Origin of the sequence: Pseudomonas sp. AD21 (assembly GCF_002878485.1) — a bacterium.
In the GTDB taxonomy this organism is placed as follows: domain Bacteria; phylum Pseudomonadota; class Gammaproteobacteria; order Pseudomonadales; family Pseudomonadaceae; genus Aquipseudomonas.
Window position 1 is genome coordinate 54,691 of the sequence record NZ_NQYG01000012.1, and the last position, 25,606, is coordinate 80,296.

Annotated in this window: 15 protein-coding genes and 2 pseudogenes; 9 read left to right on the plus strand and 8 right to left on the minus strand. The window is 60.1% G+C overall.

The genetic code is table 11. From position 1 onward, the window contains the following. Positions 1–250: 250 nt before the first annotated feature. From PseAD21_RS10245 to msrA, 3 genes are all read left to right on the plus strand, one after another. Positions 251–1,648, plus strand: a complete 1,398-nt coding sequence (locus PseAD21_RS10245; protein ID WP_102355569.1) for an alkaline phosphatase D family protein — start codon at positions 251–253, stop codon at positions 1,646–1,648. Positions 1,649–1,886: 238 nt separating this feature from the next. Further along, a complete protein-coding gene (locus PseAD21_RS10250) occupies positions 1,887–4,583 on the plus strand; it encodes a bifunctional diguanylate cyclase/phosphodiesterase (RefSeq protein WP_102355570.1) in 2,697 nt (898 codons plus the stop codon). Positions 4,584–4,777: 194 nt separating this feature from the next. Beyond that, positions 4,778–5,443: a peptide-methionine (S)-S-oxide reductase MsrA gene (gene msrA / locus PseAD21_RS10255; protein ID WP_025110217.1), complete on the plus strand. Its 666-nt coding sequence runs from the start codon at positions 4,778–4,780 to the stop codon at positions 5,441–5,443. A gap of 52 nt (positions 5,444–5,495) precedes the next feature. On the opposite strand, the gene PseAD21_RS10260 is transcribed toward msrA, so the two are convergent. Beyond that, positions 5,496–6,335 carry a 23S rRNA (adenine(2030)-N(6))-methyltransferase RlmJ gene (locus tag PseAD21_RS10260; protein ID WP_102355571.1) on the minus strand — a complete coding sequence of 280 codons (840 nt, stop codon included), beginning with the start codon at positions 6,333–6,335 and terminating at the stop codon, positions 5,496–5,498. A 285-nt stretch (positions 6,336–6,620) separates the two neighbouring features. Here PseAD21_RS10260 and PseAD21_RS10265 point away from each other — a divergent pair, with 285 nt between their 5' ends. After that, entirely contained in the window at positions 6,621–7,034 is a 414-nt protein-coding gene (locus PseAD21_RS10265) for a hypothetical protein (RefSeq protein ID WP_102355572.1), read from the plus strand. Positions 7,035–7,135: 101 nt separating this feature from the next. On the opposite strand, the gene PseAD21_RS10270 is transcribed toward PseAD21_RS10265, so the two are convergent. The 4 genes from PseAD21_RS10270 to putP form a co-directional block, all read right to left on the minus strand. Further along, positions 7,136–7,456 carry a hypothetical protein gene (locus tag PseAD21_RS10270; protein WP_102355573.1) on the minus strand — a complete coding sequence of 107 codons (321 nt, stop codon included), beginning with the start codon at positions 7,454–7,456 and terminating at the stop codon, positions 7,136–7,138. A gap of 334 nt (positions 7,457–7,790) precedes the next feature. After that, positions 7,791–8,501, minus strand: coding sequence for a DUF4123 domain-containing protein (locus tag PseAD21_RS10275; protein WP_102355574.1), 711 nt, complete (start codon positions 8,499–8,501; stop codon positions 7,791–7,793). After that, positions 8,491–10,506 carry a type VI secretion system tip protein VgrG gene (locus PseAD21_RS10280; RefSeq protein WP_102355575.1) on the minus strand — a complete coding sequence of 672 codons (2,016 nt, stop codon included), beginning with the start codon at positions 10,504–10,506 and terminating at the stop codon, positions 8,491–8,493. The genes PseAD21_RS10275 and PseAD21_RS10280 overlap by 11 nt, the downstream gene beginning before the upstream one ends. Before the next feature lie 366 nt (positions 10,507–10,872). Further along, positions 10,873–12,357 carry a sodium/proline symporter PutP gene (gene putP, locus PseAD21_RS10285; RefSeq protein ID WP_102355576.1) on the minus strand — a complete coding sequence of 495 codons (1,485 nt, stop codon included), beginning with the start codon at positions 12,355–12,357 and terminating at the stop codon, positions 10,873–10,875. Positions 12,358–12,813: 456 nt separating this feature from the next. Between putP and putA the strand changes: the two genes are divergently transcribed. Together putA and PseAD21_RS10300 are read left to right on the plus strand one after the other, a co-directional pair. Next, on the plus strand, positions 12,814–16,767 hold the full coding sequence (gene putA, locus PseAD21_RS10290) for a trifunctional transcriptional regulator/proline dehydrogenase/L-glutamate gamma-semialdehyde dehydrogenase (RefSeq protein ID WP_102355577.1): 3,954 nt from the start codon (positions 12,814–12,816) through the stop codon (positions 16,765–16,767). Between the two features lie 262 nt (positions 16,768–17,029). Continuing rightward, positions 17,030–18,832, plus strand: a complete 1,803-nt coding sequence (locus PseAD21_RS10300) for an acyl-CoA dehydrogenase (protein ID WP_102355578.1) — start codon at positions 17,030–17,032, stop codon at positions 18,830–18,832. Between the two features lie 201 nt (positions 18,833–19,033). Here the strand turns inward: PseAD21_RS10300 and PseAD21_RS10305 are convergent, their stop codons facing one another. From PseAD21_RS10305 to PseAD21_RS10315, 3 genes are all read right to left on the minus strand, one after another. Beyond that, complete coding sequence (locus tag PseAD21_RS10305; protein ID WP_102355579.1) at positions 19,034–20,971, minus strand: methyl-accepting chemotaxis protein; 1,938 nt, start codon at positions 20,969–20,971, stop codon at positions 19,034–19,036. A 99-nt stretch (positions 20,972–21,070) separates the two neighbouring features. Next, positions 21,071–21,373 carry a cell division protein ZapA gene (locus PseAD21_RS10310; protein WP_102355580.1) on the minus strand — a complete coding sequence of 101 codons (303 nt, stop codon included), beginning with the start codon at positions 21,371–21,373 and terminating at the stop codon, positions 21,071–21,073. Then, a complete protein-coding gene (locus tag PseAD21_RS10315; RefSeq protein WP_003220969.1) occupies positions 21,370–21,600 on the minus strand; it encodes a hypothetical protein in 231 nt (76 codons plus the stop codon). Before PseAD21_RS10315 ends, PseAD21_RS10310 begins: the two co-directional genes overlap by 4 nt. Positions 21,601–21,943: 343 nt before the next feature. Here PseAD21_RS10315 and PseAD21_RS30235 point away from each other — a divergent pair. From PseAD21_RS30235 to PseAD21_RS10325, 3 genes and pseudogenes are all read left to right on the plus strand, one after another. Beyond that, positions 21,944–22,600: pseudogene (locus PseAD21_RS30235) on the plus strand (MCP four helix bundle domain-containing protein); the annotation flags it as partial. Positions 22,601–22,903: 303 nt separating this feature from the next. Further along, positions 22,904–23,503, plus strand: a pseudogene (locus tag PseAD21_RS30240) (methyl-accepting chemotaxis protein); the annotation flags it as partial. A gap of 328 nt (positions 23,504–23,831) precedes the next feature. After that, a complete protein-coding gene (locus PseAD21_RS10325) occupies positions 23,832–25,574 on the plus strand; it encodes a potassium/proton antiporter (RefSeq protein WP_102355582.1) in 1,743 nt (580 codons plus the stop codon). Positions 25,575–25,606 lie beyond the last annotated feature (32 nt).

Below are 25,606 nucleotides of genomic sequence, written 5' to 3' on the forward strand. Positions count from 1 at the left end.
GGCCGCTTGTGTTTCACGTTTTCGAGCGCCACACGCTCGTACCTCAACCCCGTCAGTTTGACGGGGCTTTTTTTGCCTGAAACCAAAAGCAGCGCCCCTTCCTACACGTTCGGCTTACTTAAGCTACGAACGCAGTCCACTTCGCCTCGATATTTTTTGCCGGCAGGCAACTAACCTTCGGCCCTCTAGTTAAATAACAAATCCCCCATGTTATTAACAAAACATAAAACTTACTCGAATGGATTCGAATATGTTCAAACCGACTATTGGCCCGATCATCGGCCACACTACAACTAACCATGCACGAATATTTATGCGCGCAGACAATCAGGGCCCTGCGCGGGTATTTGCGGCGATCCGTTACCGGGCAGCAGGCACACAGCAGTGGTCAGCCAGTATTTTTGCCGAACTCGGTTCATTGCGCGACATGACGCAAGTGTTCGCGCTTAACAACCTGAGCAGCGACACCGAATACGAATACCAGACCGGCTGGTTCAGCCCGATGAATCCGGTGCATACCGTGAACAGTGTGGCCGAGCTGCCGCTACAGTGGCCCCGGGAAATCTACCGCCTGCGCACTCGCTCCAGCCAGGCCCTGCAGCCTCGGGCTTACATCGTCGGCTCTTGCCGCTATTTGCGCATGACCGCCGGCATCCCGACCCTGCCCCACCTCTGTGACCGGATCTTCGCTTCCATCAACCAGTTGATTGAAGGTGCGCAACCGCCGATCAGCGCCACGCTGATGACTGGCGATCAGATTTATGTCGACGACCTTAATCGGTTCGCACCCGATCGCGAATACAAGGAGATCCTCAGTAAGTACCGTGCGGCATTCTCGCAGCCCAATATTCAGCGATTGATGGCTGGTACCTCGACTTACATGATTCTTGATGATCACGAAATCGAAGATAACTGGCCGGCGAATGCCGAAAGATCAGACAACGAGTTATATTCCAACGCCATGGCGGCTTATGAGATTTATCAAGCCAGCCACAGTCCTGCGCATCAACTGACAACTAACGACACAGTGAACCGGGCAAAACTCGAGCACTACTGGTATCAATTCAACGACGGTGATGTTGAATGGTTCGTGACCGACAGTCGCACCCGGCGCAACTTGTCCGCCGCTGATCGCCGCGTACTCGATGTTGAGCAGGAGCAGGCGCTACTCACATGGCTGACCAACAGTGCGGCACGGGTCAAATTCGTCGTGACCAGCGTGATGTTCTACCCGGATCGCAAACGGCTGGGTGACGACGCCTGGCAAGCCTTCCCCGAACAGCGTCTGCGCCTGCTGGAAACCATCCGCACCCAACGGATCAGGAATGTCGTGTTTGTTTCCGGCGACGTGCACGGCTCGCTGACCGCGCGCCTGACCCACAGCGAAGACCCGGACTTCGAAGTCCACACCATCGTTTCCTCGCCGTTTTGCAACAGCAAGCTGCTGCCCTACGCCACGGCGTCGACGTTCATTCTCGATCAGCCGCTGGTGCGCACCGCAGCGGGCGACTATCAGCATGAGTTGACCAGCGCAGTGGTCAGCGAAGACAACTTCGCCCATCTGCTGGTCGACGCTGGAGCCATTCAGGTCAATTACCATGATCGTGATGGCAAACGCCTGCAATCGACCGAAATCACCCTGCGCTGAAGCTATGAAAAAATGCCGTTCCCGCGCACAAACCGCTCTGGAATGGTACTTCAGGAGTTCAATCGCATTACTTTGCAACGCGCGCTGGAGAAATGCCTTGGGCGGCCGACATATTCTTATAGCACTTGGCCTTCATCTCTCTTGTCAGTCGGTGCCGCAATGATGCAACCTTGCCGCAGGCAACAGTAAAGAGGGCGAGAGCCCGGCGCGTTCAGCATATTTCCAAGCGAGTTCCTTCATGAAGAGCCAACCCGATGCCGCCAGCCGTATGGCGGCCGAGGTAGTGACGCAGTTGCCTGTGCCCTCGCGGCTCGGCATGCTGCGTTTCGAGCGCTTGAATGAAGCCAGTTGGGCGATGCTGTTTCTCGATCCCAATTGCGAGCGCCAGTTCGGCCAGCCAGCCGTCGAACTCTGCGCGCTGGTCGGCTCGCCCTACGCCAGCCTGATGGAGCCCGAAGCGCGCTATCAACTGCACGACGCGATCCAGCAGCAACTGCGCGACAGCCCGCATTATCTGGTGCGCTACACCCTGCACACCGCCGCCGGTGCCTTGAGCATCCTCGAACTCGGTGAGGCCTACAAACAGCACAATCGACATCTGTTACGCGGCTATCTGCTGGCCGTCGACAACGTGTTCGACGAAGCGCCGACGCTACCGTCCGTCGACCTCGAAACCCAGAATTCCCGCCTGCAGATCGCCCTGGAACTGAACCAGCGCGCCCAGCAGGAACAACTGCTGCACCTTGAGCGAGTGCGCGCCCAACAGGATCTGATCCTGCTGCTGGCCCGCCAGCGCTACAGCAGCCACAACTCGCTGCAGGAAGCCGCCGAGCTGATCACCCGCTGCGCCTGCGACATCTATGAAATCGATTGCGCCAGCCTGTGGAACCTCGAAGGTAATCTGCTGGTGCCGATTTCGGCGTATCACCGCGCGACCCAGGAATACCTCCTGCCGGAGGTAATCGACATCAGCGGTTTCCCCGACTACATGGAAGCCCTGCATGGCAGCCGCGCCATCGACGCGCACAATGCGATGCGCGACCCGCGCACCCGCGAGATGGCCGAAGCCCTGCGCCCGCGCGACGTCAATGCGATGCTCGACGCCAGCATCCGCGTCGATGGCCAAGTGGTCGGCGTGCTGTGCCTGGAGCAGACCGGCGTTACCCGCGCCTGGCAGTCCGATGAAATCGCCTTTGCCGGTGAGCTGGCCGACCAGTTCGCGCAGGTCATCAACAACCATAACCGTCGCACCGCCACCAGCGCCCTGCACCTGTTCCAGCGCGCGGTAGAGCAAAGCGCCAACGCCTTTTTGCTGGTCAATTGCGACGGCGTGGTCGAGTACGTCAACCCGAGCTTCACCGCGATCACCCAGTACACCACCGAGGAAGTCCACGGCCAGCGCCTGTCCGAGTTGCCGGCGCTGGAGAACCTCAGCGAACTGCTGTTCGACGCCCCCTCGGCGCTGGCCAAGAGCAACAGCTGGCAGGGCGAATTCAAGAGCCGCCGCAAAAACCTCGAACCGTACTGGGGCCAGTTGTCGATCTCCAAGGTGTATGGCGACAACCGCGAGCTGACGCACTACATCGGCATCTACGAAGACATCACCCAGACCAAACTGGCGCAGCAGCGCATCGAGCGTCTGGCGTACACCGACAACCTGACCAACCTTGGCAACCGTCCTGCCTTTATCCGCAATCTGGACGAACGCTTTGCCCGCGATAGCGATACCCCGATCAGCCTGTTGCTGGTGGACATCGACAACTTCAAGCGGATCAACGACAGCCTCGGCCACCAGACCGGCGACAAACTGTTGATCAGCCTCGCTCGGCGTCTGCGTAATAGCCTGAGCCCGAGCGGTAGCCTGGCGCGTTTCGCCAGTAACGAATTTGCCGTGCTGCTGGACGACACTGATCTCGCCACCGGCCAGCAGATCGCCAATCAATTGCTGGCGACCCTCGACAAACCGATGTTCGTCGACAACCAGTTGATCAGCGTCACCGGCTCCGTAGGCCTGGCCTGCGCGCCGCTGCACGGGCGCGATCCGCAAACCCTGATGCGCAACGCCGGCCTTGCCCTGCACAAGGCCAAGGCCAACGGCAAACATCAGGTGCAAGTCTTCACCGAAGCGTTGAACGCCGAGGCCAGCTACAAACTGTTCGTCGAAAACAACCTGCGCCGCGCGCTGACGCAAAATGAGCTGGACGTGTTCTACCAGCCCAAGCTGTGCCTGCGCAGCGGTCGTCTGCTGGGGATGGAAGCGCTGCTGCGCTGGAACCATCCGGAGCGCGGGATGATCCGCCCGGATCAGTTCATCAGCGTTGCCGAAGAGACCGGCCTGATCATTCCGATCGGCAAGTGGATCGCGCGTCAGGCCTGCCGCATGAGCAAAGCCCTGACTGCCGCCGGCATGGGCAATTTGCAAGTGGCGATCAACCTGTCGCCGAAACAGTTCTCTGACCCGGATCTGGTGGCCTCGATCGCCAACATCCTCAAGGAAGAAGCGCTGCCAGCCAATCTGCTGGAGCTGGAACTGACTGAAGGCCTGCTGCTGGAAGCCACCGAAGACACGCACTTGCAGCTCGATCAGCTCAAGCGCCTCGGGCTGACACTGGCCATGGACGACTTCGGCACCGGGTACTCATCGCTGAGTTATCTGAAGAAATTCCCGATCGACATCATCAAGATCGATCGCAGCTTCATCCACGAAATCCCCGACAACCAGGACGACATGGAAATCACCTCGGCGGTGATCGCCATGGCGCACAACCTGAAACTCAAGGTTGTGGCCGAAGGCATCGAGACTGCCGAGCAACTGGCGTTTCTGCGTCGCCACCGCTGCGACGTCGGCCAGGGCTACCTGTTCGACCGGCCGATCCCCGGCGCCGAGCTGATCCAGGCACTCAAGCGCTACCCGCGCGGCCCGCTCTGCCTCTAAATCCCATCTGTCGAAGATCCCCTGTGGGAGCGAGCCTGCTCGCGAAGGCGATAAAACCGTCGAACATCATCGTCGCCTGACACACCGCTTTCGCGAGCAGGCTCGCTCCCACATTTGGATAGTGCGAAGTCGGGCATCATTGGGCACACTGGCGGTCTGACTTTTTACATCCAACCTGACTGAGAGGAACGATCATGGTTCTGCGCTCGGAAATTCTGGTGAACAAAAACGTGCTACCGACTAAAGACCAAGCTCTGCCCGGCCGCGAAACCGCGATGACCCTGCCTGAAAAGCATTTCGTCTTCGAAGAAACCCCGCTGCTCGGCCCGTTTTTCCAGGACGTCGACTTTGCGATTTTCGGTCTGGGCTGCTTCTGGGGCGCCGAGCGCCGCTTTTGGCAGCGTGAAGGTGTGGTCAGCACCGTGGTCGGCTACGCCGGCGGCTACACGCCGAACCCGACTTATGAAGAAGTCTGCTCGGGCCTGACCGGCCACGCCGAAGTGGTGCTGGTGGTGTATGACAAGGCCAAGGTCAGCTACGAAGAGCTGCTGGCGATGTTCTGGGAACTGCACAACCCGACGCAGGGGATGCGCCAGGGCAACGACATCGGCACCCAGTACCGCTCTGTGATCTACGCGACCTCGCCAGAGCAACTGGATGCGGCGCTGAAGAGCAAAGCGGTGTATCAGGCTGAACTGTCGAAGGCCGGTCTGGGCGAAATCAGCACCGATATCGAACAGGCGCCGACCGTGTACTTCGCCGAGGCGTATCACCAGCAGTATCTGGCGAAGAACCCTGAAGGCTATTGCGGGATTGGCGGCACCGGCGTTTGCATGCCACCGAGTCTGGCGGGTAACTGACCCCGTCGACGGATCGTTCCCACGCTCTGCGTGGGAACGATCGCCCTACTGATCAACTCTCGGCAATCAACCAATCCATCTGCCACCCACCCTGGGTCTGCCCAAGCTTCTTCGACAACCACGGCAACAGCTCACGCAATTCTTCCTCCAGCCCCCACGGCGGATTGGCTATCGCCATGCCCGAACCGTTCAGGCTGTTCGGCGTGTCCAGCGGATGCACCAGCAACTCCACGCGCAGCAGTTTCGGCGCGCCAGTACCGGCCAGATCCTGATAGAAACGACGCAGCGCACGCTGGTCCTTCACCGGGTACCAGATCGCCGCCACTGTTTGGCGCATCCGGCTAATCGCTTCTTTCAACGACGCCGCACAACGCTGCATCTCATCGAGCTGTTCAAACGGCGGATCAATCAACATCACCGCACGCTTCTCCTGCACCGGCAGCATTGCCCGCGCCACATGCCAGCCCTCGCCCAGATGCACTTTCACCCGACGGTCACCGGCCATGTTGTCCTTGAGCAGCACGCCGTCTTCCGGGTGCTTCTCGTTGAGCATCACCCGGTCCTGCGGCCGGGTCAGACGCCGCGCCAGCTCCGGCGAGCCCGGGTAGTAACGCAACTGGCCATCCGGGTTCATCTGGTGCAGCACCTTCATGTAGTCGGCGGTCAGCGCTGGCAGATCCGGCTGATCCCACAAACGCGCGATGCCTTCCAGGTACTCGCCGGTACGGTTGGCCTGATCGCCCTGCAAGTCATACAGACCAATACCGGCGTGCGTGTCGAGATAGGCAAACGGCTGCTCCTTGCGCGACATCAGGGCGATGAGGCGGGTCAAGGTCAGGTGTTTGAACACATCGGCGTGATTGCCGGCATGGAAGGCGTGACGATAATTCATGGCTGCTCCTGCGAAGGGCGCAAAGTTTACCTTTTACCGGGCGGCAAGTCAGGGGTTCGCAGCCGAGCGGCCTCTTACACATCAAGAATCTGGCCCAATACCCGTGGCGAGGGGATTTATCCCCGATGGGCTGCGCAGCGGCCCCGATTCTGCCAACGTGGTGTGTCTGGTGCATCGCGATGACAGGTCATAGGGCCGCTTCGCTGCCCATCGGGGATAAACCCCCTCGCCACAGGTCATTTATCTCGCTTAACTGGCAGGTAACCTCGACAGGAAGTCAAACCCATGCGTCGCCCACTTATTTTCTCTCTGTCCCTGATCTGCTCAATGCACGCCCTTTCGGGTGAAAGTCACAGAGCGCAGGCTCGCCAAATGCTCAAAAACTACGGTTTGAGTCACTGCATCCTGAAGCCATTCAATGAAAATTCAGCGTTGGAAAAAGACATCGGCCTGTCCGCTGGCGCCTACTCGTTCATGGGCAAAGGCATGCACACCGTCCTGCAAAATGAAGACACGCTGCAGGTGCTGCACGATCCATATAAAGAAACCAGAAACTATGTGTATGCGGCCTATGAGCAGACACCGTCGATCAGCAAGCACTCGAAAAGCAATGTCGTTTTTTATGGCTGCCTGGAGGTCTACAACTCAGAGGCTTTCGACAGATTTATCAAGACTCAGGATCGCTACATCGCAGACTGACTGCCGCACCCTCAACGTCAAAAGATCGCAGCCTTCGGCAGCCCCTACAGATGATCCCGTGCAGGAGCTGCCGAAGGCTGCGATCTTTTGATCTTGCGGTATCAGGAAGGCGTGGCGCCCAAGCGTCGACCGATGACGTCTAGCAAATCACAGCCGTCGCGCAAGGGGATGGCGCAGAGTTTGGCGAAGTCGCTGAGGATGATGGAGTCGCACTCGATCGAACCGCGCATGCACAGGTTTTCCAGCACTTGGACAACGGTGCGGATGCGGTAGTTGGCGGCGTCCATCAGGACGTTGGAAGGGGCATGGGTGTCGACGAACAGCGTGGGCATGTCGTTGCAGTTGCCGGTCAATGCCATGTAGCGGTTGTCGGGATGGGGGATGTGTTTTACGTAGGGAGGATCGGGTTTGAGCGTCGTCATTTCAGTTGCACCTCAATAGGTTAAGAGGGGCTGCCAATGACCTTCCTACAGGTTTGGGTGGCAGCCGTACGCGAGAGTAGGAAACTGAGAAACCCACCAAACTCAGCTACGCCGAAGCGTTCCCGCGCACAGCCGCCGCAAAGATATCAGGGGCACGAATTAAGTCCCGCAATCAAACGACAGCGCTGATGCGCGGTGAATTTCTCAGGGTTCCTACACCCTGTCACCACTCTCGTAGCGACAACGAAAAGACTATCCCTGCAACCCATCGCCCACCAGTTCATGCAATCCGCCGCAACTCGAAGGAATCGTCCGAGACCTTCGCCCCGAAAACTCACTCTGACTCTGCCAGCAAATACGCCAACAACGCCGATAGCGACGATTCTTCCGACATGGAAACCTGAAAAAACTGCCTGACCTTGCAGCGCAACACCGACGCGGGAAATGCTTCAAACAACGCCGGATGCTCCTCGCTCAGCCACTGCACGACATTGCCGAGCCGCGTCTCTGCACTTCCTTGCGCCAGTGATTCGGGAACGCGCCACCAAGGAAACACCCGCCCCGACACCAGCGCCCTACCCCCGACCGTAACCGCCTGACCATTGATCAAGCCTCGTCCGATCACTGGGAACAATTGCGCCGTTTCCACCTGCCCGGATTGCAAAATGGGCAGCAAAAACCGCCCATCCCAAAAGCGGAAAAACACCGCTTTACCGTCCGGCATCAACACCTGCGTCAAACTGCGCAGGTGCTCGACCAGCACGTCCAGGTCCGCCGAAGACACCGCCAGCCAACCCCAATCGCGGGACTCAGTGGTCGCCACCCAATGCAGAAACTCACTGTCGACAGCGACAATTCCCACGAACGGCATCACCGCATCCCACTCGGCGTAGATCGTGTCCGCCCAAATCGGCCTCGGCGCCACCGGCCAGGCGTTGAACGGCTCGACATCACTGGCATTACTGAAAATCGCGAACAGTTGCTCCGAAGGTTTCAGCGGTTCAAGCGCCAACCACTCAGCAGGTGTAAGGCGCTCAGGCTGCACAAACACCGTCCTTGCAACGCTCACATTCTTCGCAGAATGGCGCATCACCTTTAAAGCTCATGATTTGTGCAGCGGTGAGCATGGCCGCCGGCGCTGCTGCGAGTTTTGCCGGCAGTCCCGGCACATTCGGCGCAGCGCTCATCGCCGCCATCGGCGCACCACCGACCTGAATCGGTACGCTGCTGAAAATCCCGCCGGGGCCGATGTTGATCCACTGCCCGCCCGCCTGAATCGTCGCGCTCGCGCCGCCGTCGATGACCACTTGTTGCCCGGCGCTGACGTGGAATTGTCCGCTGGCGCTGAGCGCCTGATTGCTCACCCGAATGTGCCGATCACCAACAACCGTCAAATGGTCGTCCCTCTTCACCTCGGCCTGACGCTGGCCGTGGGTGATACGCTGTTCGTCGGCCCTCAACTCATGCTTGGCGGTGCCAGTGACGACGATGCTGCGCTGGTTGTCGACCTGCACCTGTTGGTCATGCAGTACATGCTGGGTCCAGTTGCGCTGGGCGCGCAGGTAGATTTCCTCGGCGCCTTTTTTATCCTCGATGCGCAGTTCGTTGTAACCCCCGCCACCGGGGCTGCTCTGGCTGCGGAAGATGCTGCGGGTCTGCTCGGCCGGCAAGTCCAGCGGAATCGGAGTTGCCGCGTTCGGCAGACAACCCATGACCAACGGTTTGTCGGCATCGGCGTCGATGAACCCGACCAGCACCTCCATGCCGACCCGCGGGATCAGCACGCTGCCGTAATGGTCATGCGCCCAGCCCGTAGCGACGCGCAGCCAGCAACTGGAATGCTCGTTGAGTTCGCCGTCACGATCCCAGGCCAGTTGCACCTTGACCCGACCGTACTCGTCGCAGTGGATTTCCGCGTCTTTCGGCCCAGTGACCACTGCAGGTTGATAGCCGAGCATCCGTGGTTTTTCCGGGCCAAGGGCCGGGCGGAAGAACACGTCCCACGGCGTGGCGAGAAAGGTATTACGGTAGCCCTGGAATGTTTCCCCATCACTGGTCACCGACTCCTCCAGCACTTGCGGCTGTCGCCCACGGTGCTCGAGGGTGGTGAGCAGCCAAAGGTCATTCCAGTCCTGTCGCGGGTGCTCGCTCAGTTGCAGGAAATGTCCGCACACCAGCGAGGATTCGTCGCTAAGGCCCTCGGCCTGACGGTAATCGGCGACATGTCTTTCGAGTGCGCGCTGGGCCAGATGCTTGCCGGTTTCACGATCGTTGAATTGGCCAGGAAAGTGATAATCCTCCAGCACCGGCCGTTGCTCGCCGTCGATACGGCTCTCCAACTGCAGACGCGGCTTTTCAAAGTTGTAGTCGCGGCGAGTGACCACGCTGGTGCGGGTTTCCACCCGGACATTGAAGCGCTGGATCGCCGGCGCGCCGGCCGACATGCCGCTGCCCGGCAGGTACAGCGTCGGCGTAGCCAAACGCGGGAACACCGTCTGATCGTCGCCGAACACCAATACGTGGCCTTCGGGACTGTGTTGAAAGTGGTAGTGAATGCCGACCTCGGCACACAGGCGCTGGATGAACGCCAGATCGCTCTCGGCGTACTGCACGCAGTACTCACGAACCGGGTAGTCGCTGCCGAGACGAAACGCGAAGGCATCACGCAGGATCGCGTGATCCTTGAGGATCCGCGCAACGATTTGCGGAACCGTCTGATGCTGGAAAATCCGCTGATTGATGCGGTGACCAAGGTACGTCAGACGCGGCACCAGGCTCAGGTGATAGCGCGTCAGACGTTTCCCGGAATCCCCCTGCCCAACCTGATAAATCTGACCATGGACACCGGAACCGTCTGCATCAAGGCTCAGAAACGCCTGACGGTGCAGCAGGCTTTCGAGGTCCAGATCCGGCCGCTCACTGACCAGTTCCAGTTCGAAGCGATAGGGTTGGCTGATGGCTTCCTTGCCCGTGAACTCAAGGACCTTGAGGTCAAGTTGGGCGCCTTCGAGGGTCAACGTGAAACGCGGTTGATTGGCAGGCGCGAACATCCGATGTGTCTCTGCAGAATGAGGGCGGGCGATTCTGCATGAGGGGCAAGGGGGGTTGGGTGGGTGACGGAAAAATCAGATTTGCCCTACTTTTTTTGTCGAAAAAGCCTTCGAATATCGACGCATCCGACTACAGACAACCCTCTCAAACCCACCACCGAACAACTGTGGGAGCGGGCTTGCTCCGGGCGGCGTTCCGACGAAGGGGCCGTGTCAGCCGACATCGATTTCATTTGACCCACCGCATTCGCGAGCAAGCCCGCTCCCACAGGGGATCGATGCTGAGTCAGGGATATTGCAGGCATAAAAAACGGCCCGCCTCCTGTAGGAAACGGGCCGTTTTCTGGTGAGCCGAAGCTCAGTGCATCACTTGTTCAGGTGGAAATCTTTTTCCGCCGCTTCGAAGCGCTGCACCATGCCAGTGGTCGGCGAGCCGAGCTTGCTGACGATGTAGATCGCCAGGCTGGCGAAGATGAAGCCCGGGATGATTTCGTACAGCCCCATCACTTCCCAGTGTTTCCACGCCACAACGGTGATCGCACCGACGAGGATGCCGGCCAGTGCACCATCGCGAGTCATGCCTTTCCAGACAACCGAGATCAGCACCACCGGACCGAACGCAGCACCGAAACCGGCCCACGCGTAGCTGACCAGACCCAGTACATGGTTTTTCGGGTTGGCTGCCAGTGCAATGGCGATCAGCGCGACCACCAGCACCATGGCGCGACCGATCCAGACCAGTTCTTTCTGAGAAGCTGTCTTGCGGATGAACGCTTTGTAGAAGTCTTCAGTCAGGGCGCTCGAGCACACTAGCAACTGGCAGCTCAGGGTGCTCATCACCGCAGCCAGAATGGCCGACAGCAGAACACCGGCAACCCATGGGTTGAACAGCAGTTTTGCCAGTTCGATGAACACGCGCTCGTGGTTCTCAGTCACCGGGCCTGCAACGTCCGGGTGCGCCGAGAAGTAGGCAATACCGAAGAAGCCCACAGCCACAGTGCCGCCCAGGCACAGGATCATCCAGGTCATGGAGATGCGACGGGCATTGGCAATCGATTTCACCGAGTCCGCCGCCATGAAACGCGCCAGGATGTGCGGTTGACCGAAGTAGCCCAGACCCCAGCCCATCAGCGAAATGACGCCAATGAAAGTGGTGCCCTTGAGCATGTCAAAGTTGCTTGGGTCCTGTGCTTCGATCGCCAGGAACGTGGTGTCGACGCCGCCAGTGGCCAGCAGCACGATGATCGGCGTGAGGATCAGCGCGAAAATCATCAGCGTGGCTTGTACGGTGTCCGTCCAGCTCACCGCGAGGAAACCGCCGACGAAGGTGTAGGCAATCGTCGCCGCAGCACCGGCCCACAACGCCGTCTCGTAGGACATGCCGAAGGTGCTTTCGAACAGACGGGCACCGGCCACGATGCCAGATGCGCAATAGACCGTGAAAAACACCAGAATCACGATTGCCGAGATGATGCGCAGCAGGCCGCTTTTGTCTTCGAAACGGCTGGAGAAGTAGTCCGGCAGCGTCAGGGCATCGCCGTTGTGCTCGGTCTGCACGCGCAGACGGCCGGCGACGAACAGCCAGTTCAGGTAGGCGCCGACGATCAGGCCGATGGCGATCCAGCTTTCAGACAGGCCGGACATGTAGATGGCGCCCGGCAGGCCCATCAATAACCAGCCGCTCATGTCGGAAGCACCGGCGGACAGAGCCGTCACGACGCTGCCCAGGCTGCGGCCGCCAAGAATGTAGTCAGAGAGGTTGTTGGTGGAGCGATAGGCCATGAAGCCGATCAGCACCATTGCTGCGATGTAGATCACGAACGTGATCAGTGTTGGATTGCTTACGCTCATTAAGTTACGCCCTGGCTTTGTTTTTATGTAGCAGCGGTGATGAATCGCACACAAACGACGACGTTTTGCAGACGAATCGGAATCCCGCGCATTTAGGACTGATGTTTCCCCAGGAAAGCCACCAGCCGATGCACCGGACACTCCCGGTTGCACCTTGGGCGCGAATGCTATGCAACAAAGTAAAAAAGGTGCAACCAGTTTCTTGAGAATAAGTTGCACCTAGTCGGATATACCGATAAATACGCCGTTTTTGCTCCCTTTTAGCGCAGTCAAGCAGCTCTGCTAGAAGCAAAAGCACCAAGCAGGAGCGGCACTTCGGTACCAGAAAATAATTCCTGACGAAGCGTTTATTTTTCCGACAAAAAAGGGTTGCACCCGGTTGCACCTCTTTCAGCGCACGGCTAATCTTGCCGCCAGCTGATGCCACGCAACTGTGGCAACCATGAGGATAAAAATATGGCTACCACCACCCTTGGGGTCAAACTCGATGACCCGACCCGCGAGCGCCTGAAGGCTGCCGCGACCTCGATTGATCGCACACCGCACTGGCTGATCAAGCAGGCAATTTTCAATTACCTGGAGAAACTCGAGGGTGGTGCAACCCTGACCGAGCTGAACGGTTTGACCGCCAAGGACGCCGACGAGGCGGGCGAAGTGCATACCGATCACGCCCACCAGTGCTTCCTCGAATTTGCCGAAAGCATCCTGCCGCAATCCGTTCTGCGTGCTTCGATCACTGCCGCTTACCGTCGCCCTGAGCCGGAAGTGGTGCCGATGCTGATCGAGCAGGCTCGCCTGCCGGTACCGATGGCTGAAGCTACCAACAAGCTCGCCGCTTCCATTGCGGAAAAACTGCGTAACCAGAAAAGTGCCGGCGGTCGTGCAGGCATTGTTCAGGGTCTGTTGCAGGAATTTTCCCTGTCGTCCCAGGAAGGCGTAGCACTGATGTGCCTGGCCGAAGCGCTACTGCGCATCCCGGACAAAGGCACTCGCGATGCACTGATCCGCGACAAGATCAGCACCGGCAACTGGCATCCGCACTTGGGCAACAGCCCGTCGCTGTTCGTCAACGCCGCCACTTGGGGTCTGCTGCTGACCGGCAAACTGGTGTCGACCCACAACGAAGCCGGCCTGACGTCGTCGCTGAGCCGCATCATCGGCAAGAGCGGCGAGCCGATGATCCGCAAGGGCGTCGACATGGCCATGCGCCTGATGGGCGAGCAGTTCGTCACCGGCGAAACCATCGCCGAAGCGCTGGCCAACGCGAGCAAGTTCGAAGCCAAGGGCTTCCGTTACTCCTACGACATGCTCGGTGAAGCCGCGCTGACCGAACACGACGCACAGAAGTACCTGGCGTCGTACGAACAAGCCATCCACTCGATCGGCAAAGCCTCCCATGGTCGTGGGATTTATGAAGGCCCGGGCATTTCCATCAAACTGTCGGCCCTGCACCCGCGTTACAGCCGTGCGCAGTACGAGCGCGTGATGGACGAGCTGTACCCGCGCCTGCTGTCGCTGACCCTGCTGGCCAAGCAATACGACATCGGCCTGAACATCGACGCTGAAGAAGCCGACCGTCTCGAACTGTCGCTGGATCTGCTCGAGCGCCTGTGCTTCGAACCGCAACTGACCGGCTGGAACGGCATCGGTTTCGTGATCCAGGCTTATCAGAAGCGTTGCCCGTACGTGATCGACTACGTAATCGACCTGGCGCGTCGCAGCCGTCATCGCTTGATGATCCGTCTGGTAAAAGGCGCGTACTGGGACAGCGAAATCAAGCGCGCCCAGGTCGAAGGCCTGGAAGGCTATCCGGTCTACACCCGCAAGGTGTACACCGACGTTTCCTACATCGCTTGCGCACGCAAACTGCTGTCGGTGCCGGAAGTCATCTACCCGCAGTTCGCCACGCACAACGCCCACACCTTGTCGGCCATTTATCACATTGCCGGTCAGAACTATTACCCGGGCCAGTACGAATTCCAGTGCCTGCACGGCATGGGTGAACCGCTCTACGAACAGGTCGTAGGCAAAGTTTCCGAAGGCAAGCTGAACCGTCCGTGCCGCGTGTACGCACCGGTCGGCACCCACGAAACCCTGCTGGCGTACCTCGTGCGTCGTCTGCTGGAAAACGGCGCGAACACTTCATTCGTCAACCGCATCGCCGACCAGTCGATTTCGATTCAGGAACTGGTGGCCGATCCGGTGGCTCAGATCGAGCAGATGGCGACCGTGGAAGGTGGTTTCGGCCTGCCTCACCCGCGTATTCCACTGCCGCGTGACCTGTACGGCTCCGAGCGCGCCAACTCCGCCGGCATCGACATGGCCAACGAACATCGTCTGGCCTCGCTGTCCTGCGCCCTGCTCGCCACCGCACACAACAACTGGAAAGCCGCGCCGATGCTCGGTTGCGCCTCCAGCAACGAAGCGCCAGCGCCAGTCCTGAACCCGGCGGATCACCGTGATGTGGTCGGCCACGTGCAGGAAGCCACCGTCGAAGACGTCGACAACGCGATCCAGTGCGCCCTGAACGCCGCACCGATCTGGCAGGCGACCCCGCCCGCCGAACGTGCGGCGATTCTGGAACGTGCCGCTGACCTGATGGAAGGCGAGATCCAGCCGCTGATGGGCCTGTTGGCCCGTGAAGCCGGCAAGACCTTCGCCAACGCTATCGCCGAAGTCCGCGAAGCGGTCGATTTCCTGCGTTACTACGCGGTGCAGGCGCGCAACGATTTCAGTAACGACGCCCACCGCCCACTGGGTCCGGTGGTGTGCATCAGCCCGTGGAACTTCCCGCTGGCGATTTTCAGCGGCCAGGTCGCTGCGGCATTGGCTGCCGGTAACCCGGTATTGGCCAAGCCTGCTGAGCAAACTCCGCTGGTGGCGGCTCAAGCCGTGCGCTTGCTGCTCGAAGCCGGCATCCCGGAAGGCGTGCTGCAATTGCTGCCAGGTCGCGGTGAAACCGTCGGTGCCGGTCTGGTCGGTGATGAACGCGTCAAAGGCGTGATGTTCACCGGTTCCACCGAAGTCGCGCGTCTGCTGCAACGCAACATTGCTGGCCGTCTCGACAGCCAAGGTCGTCCGATTCCGCTGATCGCCGAAACCGGTGGCCAGAACGCAATGATCGTCGACTCCTCGGCATTGACCGAACAAGTCGTGATCGACGTGGTGTCCTCGGCCTTCGACAGCGCCGGTCAGCGTTGCTCGGCGCTGCGGGTACTGTGCCTGCAGGAAGATTCCGCTGATCGCGTCATCGAAATGCTCAAAGGTGCCATGGCCGAAAGCCGTCTCGGCAACCCGGAGCGTCTGTCCGTGGACATCGGCCCGGTGATCGACGCCGAAGCCAAGGCTGGCATCGACAAGCACATCCAGGGCATGCGCGATAAAGGTCGCAACGTCTACCAGGTGGCTATCGCCGATACCGAAGAGGTCAAACGCGGCACCTTCGTCATGCCGACCCTGATCGAACTGGAAAGCTTCGACGAGCTGCAACGCGAGATCTTCGGCCCGGTGCTGCACGTGGTGCGCTACAAGCGCAAAGAGATCGATCAACTGATCGCTCAGATCAACGCTTCCGGTTATGGCCTGACGCTGGGTGTGCACACGCGGATCGACGAGACCATCGCCAAGGTGATCGACAACGTCAACGCCGGTAACGTCTACGTTAACCGCAACATCGTGGGTGCCGTGGTTGGCGTACAGCCGTTCGGCGGCGAAGGCCTGTCGGGCACTGGCCCGAAAGCCGGTGGTCCGCTGTACCTGTACCGCCTGCTGTCGACCCGTCCTGCTGACGCCATCGAACAATCCTTCACTCGCGGTGATGCCGTCGTCGCCCCGGACGTGCGTTTGCGCGATGCCATGAGCAAACCGCTGAACGCCTTCAAGGCCTGGGCTGAAAGCAACAAATACGCCGACCTGAGCACCCTGTGCGCGCAGTACGCCACCCAGTCGCAAAGCGGTATTACCCGTGTGCTGGCCGGCCCGACCGGCGAGAAGAACAGCTACGCGATCCTGCCGCGTGAGCACGTGCTGTGCCTGGCAGACGTCGAAGGCGACCTGCTGACCCAACTGGCAGCAGTGCTGGCTGTCGGCGGTTCGGCGGTATGGCCGGAGTCCGACATCAGCAAGGCATTGTTCGCACGTCTGCCGAAGGAGATTCAGGCGCGGATCAAGCTGATCTCCGACTGGAACAAGGACGAAGTGGTGTTCGATGCGGTTCTGCACCACGGTCATTCCGATCAACTGCGTGGTGTCTGCCAGCAGATTGCCAAGCGGGCCGGTGCGATTGTTGGCGTTCAGGGCTTGTCCCAGGGCGAGACCAACATTGCGCTGGAGCGCCTGGTGATCGAGCGCGCGTTGAGTGTTAACACTGCGGCGGCGGGTGGTAATGCGAGCTTGATGACCATCGGTTAAACCGCTGTAACTCCAGGCGCCCGCAATGGTCGCCTGACAATCAAATCCCAATGTGGGAGCGGGCTTGCTCGCGAATGCGGTGGATCAGTCGACATCAATGCTGCCTGACCCACCGCATTCGCGAGCAAGCCCGCTCCCACAGTTGTTCCAGGGCGTCTGTTACGTCGGTGCTCGGCTCCAACATCACCGCCATCAATCATCCTGTTCAGCCTTTATCAGCACGCCTAGACTCGGTCCAACCCAAAATTTCAGGTAGGCCGCCATGTCCGAGACGCTGCTCAGTTCCCGCAATCTGGCTTTCGAGCTGTATGAAGTCCTCGATGCCGAGGGCCTGACCCGGCGCGAGCGGTTTGCCGAGCACAACCGCGAGACGTTCGATGCGGCCATTGGCACGGCGCGCAGCATCGCCGAGAAATACTTCGCCCCGCACAACCGCAAGGGCGACGAAAACGAGCCGCGCTACGAGAGCGGTCAGGCGATTCTGATTCCAGAAGTGAAACCGGCGGTAGACGCCTTCCTTGAGGCAGGATTTCTCAACGCCGCGAGAAGTTTCGAGGCCGGCGGCATGCAGTTGCCGACATTGCTGTCGCAAGCCTGCTTTGCGCACTTTCAGTCGGCGAACGCGGCAACCACTTCGTATCCGTTCCTGACCATGGGCGCAGCGAACCTGATCGAAAGCTTCGGCACTGACGAGCAGAAACAGCGCTTCCTGCAACCGATGATCGACGGTCGTTTCTTCGGCACCATGGCCCTGACCGAACCGCATGCCGGCTCTTCGCTGTCGGATATTCGTACCCGCGCGGAACCTGCGTCCGACGGCACTTATCGGCTCAAGGGCAACAAGATCTTCATTTCCGGCGGCGATCACCCACTGTCGGAAAACATCGTGCACATGGTGCTGGCCAAGCTGCCGGACGCGCCGCCGGGCGTGAAGGGTATTTCGCTGTTCATCGTGCCGAAATTCCTCGTCAACGATGACGGCAGCCTCGGCGCGCGCAACGATGTGCTGCTGGCCGGCCTGTTCCACAAGATGGGCTGGCGCGGCACCACCTCCACCGCGCTGAACTTCGGCGATAACGGCGAGTGTGTCGGCTATTTGGTGGGCAAACCACACCATGGCTTGAGCTACATGTTCCAGATGATGAACGAGGCGCGGATCGGCGTCGGCATGGGCGCAGTGATGCTCGGTTACGCCGGTTACCTGTACTCGCTGGAGTACGCCCGGGAACGCCCGCAGGGTCGCGTGCCGGACAGCAAGGACCCAAGCACCGCGCCGGTGGCGATCATTCAGCACGCAGATGTCAGACGCATGCTGTTGACGCAAAAATCCTACGTCGAAGGCGCGTTTGACCTCGGCCTGTACGCGGCGCGGCTGTTCGATGACACGACGACGCTGGAGACCGAAGCCGAGCGCAAACAGGCCCACGAGTTGCTGGATCTGCTGACGCCGATCGTCAAATCATGGCCCTCGGAGTTCTGCCTGAAGGCCAACGAACTGGCGATCCAGATCCTCGGCGGCCACGGTTACACCCGCGAATACCCGGTGGAGCAGTATTACCGCGACAACCGTCTGAATCCGATCCATGAAGGCACCCACGGCATCCAGTCGCTGGACTTGCTCGGACGCAAACTGGCGCAGAACGGCGGTGCCGGGCTCAAGCAACTGATCCGCCTGATCGCCAACACCGCCGAGCGCGCTACCGCGTACGAATCCCTGAGCGCACTGCGTGAGCCGCTGGAGAAACTGGTGGCACGCCTGCAAACAGTAACCATCGGTTTGCTGACCGATCTGGCGCAGGGCAAGGTCAACACCAGCCTGGCGAATTCGGCGCTGTACCTGAAAGTGTTCGGGCACACGGTGATCGGCTGGCGCTGGCTGGAACAGGCAATTCGCGCCGAGGAAGGGCTGGCCAAGGGCAATGCGGCGGATGCCGACTTCTATAACGGCAAGTTGCAGGCGGCGCGGTATTTCCTGACATGGGAAGTGCCGGGTTGCCAGCATGAACTGGCGCTGTTGGAGGCGCGGGATGATACGTGCCTGGCGATGCAGGATACCTGGTTCTGAAAAGCTACCCTCACCCCAGCCCTCTCCCGGAGGGAGAGGGGGCCGACCGGGGGATGCTTGAATACTCCATCGACCTGAAAGAGGCTCACCGAATCCATAATCGACTGGCGTTTTCAGGTCGATGTATAGCAAAAGACACCTCGGTCAGTCCCCTCTCCCTCCGGGAGAGGGCTAGAGTGAGGGGCTTTTCTGGCTCAACACTCAACTCAACCTGAACCCACCCATCTGCCGCGCCAGATCATCCGCCAGTTTCTGCAACATCTGACAATCCTCGCGACAGGCCCGAACCTCTCCCGCCGTCGCCCGTGCCAGATCGGAAATCCCCTGCACGTTACGGTTGATCTCCTCGGTCACCGCCGACTGCTCTTCAGTCGCCGTCGCCACCTGATGGTTCATGTCGCTGATACGTTCGACCTGCCCGGTAATCGCGGTCAGCGAGGCGCCGGTGCGCTGGCTTGACTCAACGCCCGTGCCGGTCGCGGCCTGACCGGTGCGCATCGATGACACCGCATTCTCGGCGCCCTGCTTGAGGCTGCCGATCATTTGCTGAATCTCGTCGGTGGATGCCTGCGTCCTGCGCGCCAAGGTGCGCACTTCATCGGCCACCACCGCAAAACCACGCCCCATGTCTCCGGCCCGCGCCGCTTCGATGGCGGCGTTGAGTGCGAGCAGGTTGGTCTGCTCGGACACCCCGCGAATCACCGCCAGCACCGAGTCAATCGACGCCACCTGATGCGCCAGCTCACCGACCGCGCCGGCCGCTAAGCCAATCTCGTCGGACATGCTTTCTATATGACGGATCGAGCCACCGACCACTTCCCGCGCCTGCAGCGCTTCGTCCCGCGCGGTTTGCGACGCGAGCGCAGCATTGCCGGCGTTCTGCGCGATCTCCTGTACGGTCAGGCCCATTTCATGCACCGCCGTGGCGACCATATCGGTCATTTCCTGCTGGCGGCCGGAGCGCTCGGCGGTGTTTTCCACCACCTTGGCCACTTGGCCGACAGCCGTGCGCAAGCGCTCGCTGGTGGTCAGCACTTCGCCGATCATCCCGCGCTGACTGTCGAGGAAACTGTTGAAGCCGCGAGCGAGGTCGCCCAGCTCATCGGCGCGACTGGAATCTAACCGATGGGTCAAATCTCCACCGCCGCTACCGATTGCTACCAGTGCGGCTGTTACCTGACGAATCGGCCGCACCAATCCCTGGGCCAACCACACCACCAGCGCCAGACACACCAATGCCACCGCCAGGCCAATACCGCCGCTCATCCACATGGCTTTACGGGCCTCGGCGTAGATCTGCGACTGCGGCACTTCGGCCACCAGAGTCCAGCCGAGATCACGCAGGGGCAGGCTGAAGGCAAGGAAGTCTTCGCCATCGCGTTGAAAGGAGCTGTTGGTGGCGACTTTCTGACCCAAGACGGCTTGTGCAGCAGGGGCACCGATCTGCTCGCTCAAGGTGCGTTTGCCGCTGAACTGCGCTTCAGGATGAACCTGGATCAAACCGTCGGAACGCACGAGATAGACCTTGCCGCGCTCGCCAAAGCTGAAGTTGTGGATCAGCTCCGACAGCTCTTTCATGCTCAAGCCAAGCCCGGCCACGCCGACCACTTTGCCCGCCTGCTCGACCTTCAGGTCGATGAACAGCGCCAATTCTCCGGTGGCGCCGTCGTTGTCGATATTCAGGGTGCGCGGCTGATTGCTGTCGAGGAAGGAATAGAACCAGGCATCGGCCGGTTTGGTACGACTGAGAGTCCGATCCAGGCCTTTTTCGGTGATGTAGTGATTGGACTCGGTGCCGATGATCAGCGCGGTGAAGGCTTTGTGTTCGGCGCGGATGCCTTCCAGATACTGCGCGAAGGCCGCCGTTTTGCCGCTGTCTTCACCCGAGGCCAGCCAGTCGCGCACCATGCTGTTGCTGGCGATGTCCTTGGCGGCGGTCAGTGGCTGAACGAGGATGCGTTCGATGTCATTGCGCGTCGCTTCAATGCTCGACGGCAGCGCTTGTTCGACCAGATAGCTCTGGGCGAGGCGGTTGACCACCAGGGTATATATGCCAACCACGATCAGGATGCTGACCAGCAGGGCGGTGCCCATGCTGAGAATCAGCTGCCATTGAATACTGCGTCGCCACAACTGCATGGAGCACCCCCAAAGAATAAGTGGCCGTAACAATGCAACAGCCGTGCCGATTGTATACAACCCAATCGACAATCTATTCTTTGGTTGTGCGCAACCCCATCAGCCCTGATTGATGGTCTTGGCGATGGTTTCGACCGTGGCGCTGACTTGCTCTTGGTAACGGTCGAGTTCTTCCTGGTGCAGCTTCTTCATTTCGATCTGCTGCGAGCACAGATTCATGGCTGCCAGCACCAGCAAGCGGTCACCGATCAGCGTCGGGTATTTGCGTTTGGTGTCGGCCAGTGCGGCCTTGAGCATCAGTGCGGCGTCCAGCAGGGTCTGTTCTTCCCCGGCCGGTGCCTTGATCGAATAGTCCTCCCCGAGAATGGAGATGACTTTTACCCCTGCGGTGCCGTGGTTCATGCGCTGACAGGACCTGCGTTGACGCGATCAACCAGTGCCTGGATGCGCGCTGCGGTGGCGCCGTGCTTTTCTTCCTGTTCCATCAGGCTCAGTTGCAGGCTTTCGTTTTCATCCTTGGCCTGGGCCAGTTCCGTGGACAGGGTCTGGTTGGTTTGCGTGAGGGTCTGGTTCTGTTGCACCAGGTCGCTGACGAGCTGTTCCAATTGGCTGAGGGATGCTTCCAACATTTTGATCTTCCAGGCGTTTTTCAAAGGGCGCGTACGATAAAGAAAAGTCACTGCGGATGCCAGGGTTAAACCGGCGCAAGGCCTTGATTTTCCTGGTGGCCGACCGTTCTCGCGAGTTTAAAAGACTGTGATCTGCCGATCTGGTTCCTGCACTTCGTCGCCCAAGGCCATCTGCGACAAATACGCACACAGGCTCAAGACTTTAGTCGTATGACCGATAAGTCATCCATACAGCAGTCTCAGCCCGCATGGATGCGGCCCTTATTGGTATCGCACCATGTCCCTTCGCAATATGAATATCGCCCCCCGGGCGTTCACCGGTTTTGCCTTGATCGGCGGCCTGATGTTGATCCTCGGCGTATTCGCCCTGAATCAGATGAGCAAAATCCGCGGTGCTGCCGAGAACATCACCACCAGCAGCGTGCCGAGCATCAAGAACCTCGACGAGTTCACGCAGCTGACCCTGCGCCTGCGGGTACTTTCGTACCGCTTGCTGGTCAACCGTGAAGCGGACGTGCAGCAAAAAACCGTCGAGTTGCTGGAGATGCGCAACCAGCAAATCCGTACGGCTCAAACTACTTATGAGCCGCTGATCGGCAGCCCGCAGGAGCGTGCAGCCTACGATCAGTACGTGCAGTTGCTCAGCCAGTACCGCCAGATCGAAGACCGGATGAAAAGCCTGTCGCGCAACAATCAGGTGGATGAGTTGCGCAACCTGCTCAACACCGAGTTGCTCGACAACTCCGAAGCGATGAACAGCGTGCTCAACCGCCTGATGCAGATCAACGGCGAGCAGATCAGCCGAACCAATCAAGAGGCCGCCGAACAGTATTCCTCGGCGTTCAATCTGGTGGTCAGCTTGCTGGTCGTTGCCACTGGCCTGACGTTCCTGTTCGCCTGGCTGCTGACCCTCAGCATCACCAAGCCGATTTCGAAGGCGCTGGATGCGGCGGAAACCATTGCCGAAGGCAACCTGACCCAGCCGATCCACGTTGACGGCACCGACGAAGCCGGGCGCCTGCTGGCCGCCATGGCCAAGATGCAATCGAAGCTGCGCGACACTTTGCAGCGCATCTCCGGCTCCGCCACTCAGTTGGCTTCGGCTGCCGAAGAGCTGAACAGCGTCACCGACGAAAGTGCCCGTGGCCTGACCCAGCAGAACAACGAAATCGAACAGGCCGCCACTGCGGTTAACGAGATGACCAGCGCTGTGGAAGAAGTCGCGCGCAATGCAGTCAGCACTTCGGAAGCCTCGAAGAACGCCACCACTTCAGCGGGCGACGGCCGTGACCTGGTACAGGAAACTGTCAGCGCCATCGAACGCATGAGCGCCGATGTGCAGAGCACTGCGACCCTGATCGGTGATCTGGCGAACGAATCCCGTGACATCGGCAAGGTGCTCGACGTGATTCGTGGCCTGGCCGATCAGACCAACCTGCTGGCGCTCAACGCGGCCATCGAAGCGGCCCGCGCCGGTGAAGCCGGGCGTGGTTTTGCCGTGGTGGCCGACGAGGTCCGTGCCTTGGCGCACCGCACCCAGCAGTCGACCAGCGAAATCGAACGGATGATCGGCAGCATTCAGAGCGGCACCGAACACGCCGTGGATTCGATGCGCAACAGCACCGAACGCGCCGAGTCGACGCTGAACATCGCCCGTGGCGCCGGTCTGTCGCTGGACACCATCAACACCGCGATCGTCGAAATCAACGAACGCAACCTGGTGATCGCCAGCGCGGCCGAAGAGCAGGCGCAAGTGGCCCGCGAAGTGGATCGCAACCTGGTGAACATCCGCGACCTGTCGGTGCAGTCGGCGACCGGCGCGAATCAGACCAGTGCGGCGAGCAACGAGCTGTCGCGCCTGGCGCTGGATCTGAACAATATGGTTGGGCGGTTCAGCCTTTGATCTAAAAGCAAGATCAAGAGCGCCCCCTCACCCCAACCCTCTCCCCCTAAAGGGGGCGAGGGGGAAAGGGAGCCGATCTTCGTGCTTTTCAAAACCTGAGTTCGGCTCAATATTTCAGGTCGATGTACCTCGCAAGAACTGCTCGGTCAGTCCCCTCTCCCTCCGGGAGAGGGCCAGGGTGAGGGTAGCAATCGCAAGCCGAACCCAAATCCCGAATACCCCACTGAAAAACCTTTTTGACAGCATCACATTTCAACAGGTTAGAATCGCTGGCACGCAGACTGCATGGTCAGTTTGTGCCCGTCTTTACGCTTCTGGAGTACTGCCTTTGAATGCGACGACCATCAACAGCCTGTTCTTGATCGGCGCGTTGCTGGTAGGTGCGAGTATTCTTGTCAGCTCACTTTCTTCCCGTCTCGGCATCCCCATTCTGGTAATCATTCTCGCGGTCGGCATGACCGCCGGGGTCGATGGCGGCGGGATCATTTTCGATAACTACCCGACGGCCTATCTGGTCGGCAACCTTGCACTGGCGGTGATCCTGCTCGACGGCGGTTTGCGCACCCGAGTCTCGAGTTTCCGCGTGGCCTTGTGGCCGGCGCTGTCACTGGCGACGGTCGGAGTGTTGATCACTACCGGGCTGACCGGCATGGCGGCGGCGTGGCTGTTCGACCTGAATCTGATTCAGGGCCTGCTGATCGGCGCCATCGTCGGCTCCACCGACGCCGCGGCGGTGTTCTCGCTGCTCGGCGGCAAAGGCCTCAACGAACGGGTGACCGCCAGCCTGGAAATCGAATCCGGCAGCAACGACCCGATGGCGGTGTTCCTCACCGTGACCCTGATCGACATGCTCGCCAGCGGCCAGACCGGCCTGCACTGGAGCCTGTTGACTCACTTGATCCGCGAGTTCGGCATCGGTGGCGTGATCGGCCTGGGTGGCGGCTGGCTGATGCTGCAACTGGTCAACCGGATCAACCTCGCCACCGGCCTGTACCCGATTCTGGTGATCGCCGGCGGCCTCGTGGTGTTCGCCCTCACCAACGCCCTGCACGGCAGCGGCTTCCTTGCGGTGTACCTGTGCGGTCTGGTGATCGGCAACCGCCCGGTGCGCAGCCGTCACGGCATTCTGCACATGCTCGACGGCATGGCGTGGCTGGCGCAGATCGGCATGTTCCTCGTGCTGGGGCTGCTGGTCACCCCGCATGATTTGCTGCCCATCGCCCTGCCCGCCCTCGGCCTGGCGCTGTGGATGATCCTGTTCGCGCGCCCGTTGTCGGTGCTGGTCAGCTTGCTGCCGTTCAAAGCGTTCCATGGCCGCGAGAAAGCGTTTATTTCCTGGGTCGGCCTGCGCGGTGCGGTGCCGATCATTCTGGCGGTGTTTCCCTTGATGGCCGGGCTGCCGAATGCGCAGCTGTACTTCAACCTCGCGTTCTTTATCGTACTGGTCTCGCTGCTGGTGCAGGGCACCAGCCTGCCGTGGGTCGCCAAACTGTTGAAGGTGACGGTACCACCAGAGCCGGCGCCGATCTCCCGTTCCGCGCTGGAAGTGCACATCACTAGCGAGTGGGAACTGTTCGTTTACAAGCTCGGCGCCGAGAAATGGTGCATCGGTTCACCCCTGCGCGAGCTGAAAATGCCCGAAGGCACACGCATCGCCGCGCTGTTTCGCGGTCAGCAACTGCTCCATCCGTCGGGTAGTACGGTGCTGGAAGTCGATGATTTGCTGTGTGTTATCGGCCACGAACACAACTTGCCAGCCCTCGGCAAACTGTTCAGCCAGGCGCCGCAACGCGGTCTGGATCTGCGCTTCTTCGGCGACTTCGTACTCGAAGGAGACGCCCAGCTTAAAGCGGTTGCAGCGCTTTACGGGTTGCCGGCCGAGGGTATTGATCCGGACATGACCCTGGGTGCATTCATTGCCCACAAGGTGGGTGGTGCACCCATCGTTGGCGACCAGGTGGAGTGGAACAACACCCACTGGACCGTCGCGGTCATGGACGGGAACAAGATCGGCAAAGTGGGCGTCAGATTCCCCGAAGGAAGTCGCCCGGGTCCTGGTCTCTTCCTCTAAACTGCGTCCACTCTCACTTGCTTGACCGGTCT

Excerpts from the sequence above, each read along its gene's own strand:
- PseAD21_RS10315 (WP_003220969.1), bottom strand. The coding sequence starts at position 21,600 with ATGTTGGAAGCATCCCTCAGCCAATTGGAACAGCTCGTCAGCGACCTG.
- PseAD21_RS10250 (WP_102355570.1), top strand. The coding sequence starts at position 1,887 with ATGAAGAGCCAACCCGATGCCGCCAGCCGTATGGCGGCCGAGGTAGTG.
- PseAD21_RS10265 (WP_102355572.1), top strand. The coding sequence starts at position 6,621 with ATGCGTCGCCCACTTATTTTCTCTCTGTCCCTGATCTGCTCAATGCAC.
- PseAD21_RS10280 (WP_102355575.1), bottom strand. The coding sequence starts at position 10,506 with ATGTTCGCGCCTGCCAATCAACCGCGTTTCACGTTGACCCTCGAAGGC.
- PseAD21_RS10300 (WP_102355578.1), top strand. The coding sequence starts at position 17,030 with ATGTCCGAGACGCTGCTCAGTTCCCGCAATCTGGCTTTCGAGCTGTAT.
- msrA (WP_025110217.1), top strand. The coding sequence starts at position 4,778 with ATGGTTCTGCGCTCGGAAATTCTGGTGAACAAAAACGTGCTACCGACT.
- putA (WP_102355577.1), top strand. The coding sequence starts at position 12,814 with ATGGCTACCACCACCCTTGGGGTCAAACTCGATGACCCGACCCGCGAG.
- PseAD21_RS10270 (WP_102355573.1), bottom strand. The coding sequence starts at position 7,456 with ATGACGACGCTCAAACCCGATCCTCCCTACGTAAAACACATCCCCCAT.
- PseAD21_RS10305 (WP_102355579.1), bottom strand. The coding sequence starts at position 20,971 with ATGCAGTTGTGGCGACGCAGTATTCAATGGCAGCTGATTCTCAGCATG.
- putP (WP_102355576.1), bottom strand. The coding sequence starts at position 12,357 with ATGAGCGTAAGCAATCCAACACTGATCACGTTCGTGATCTACATCGCA.
- PseAD21_RS10245 (WP_102355569.1), top strand. The coding sequence starts at position 251 with ATGTTCAAACCGACTATTGGCCCGATCATCGGCCACACTACAACTAAC.
- PseAD21_RS10310 (WP_102355580.1), bottom strand. The coding sequence starts at position 21,373 with ATGAACCACGGCACCGCAGGGGTAAAAGTCATCTCCATTCTCGGGGAG.
- PseAD21_RS10260 (WP_102355571.1), bottom strand. The coding sequence starts at position 6,335 with ATGAATTATCGTCACGCCTTCCATGCCGGCAATCACGCCGATGTGTTC.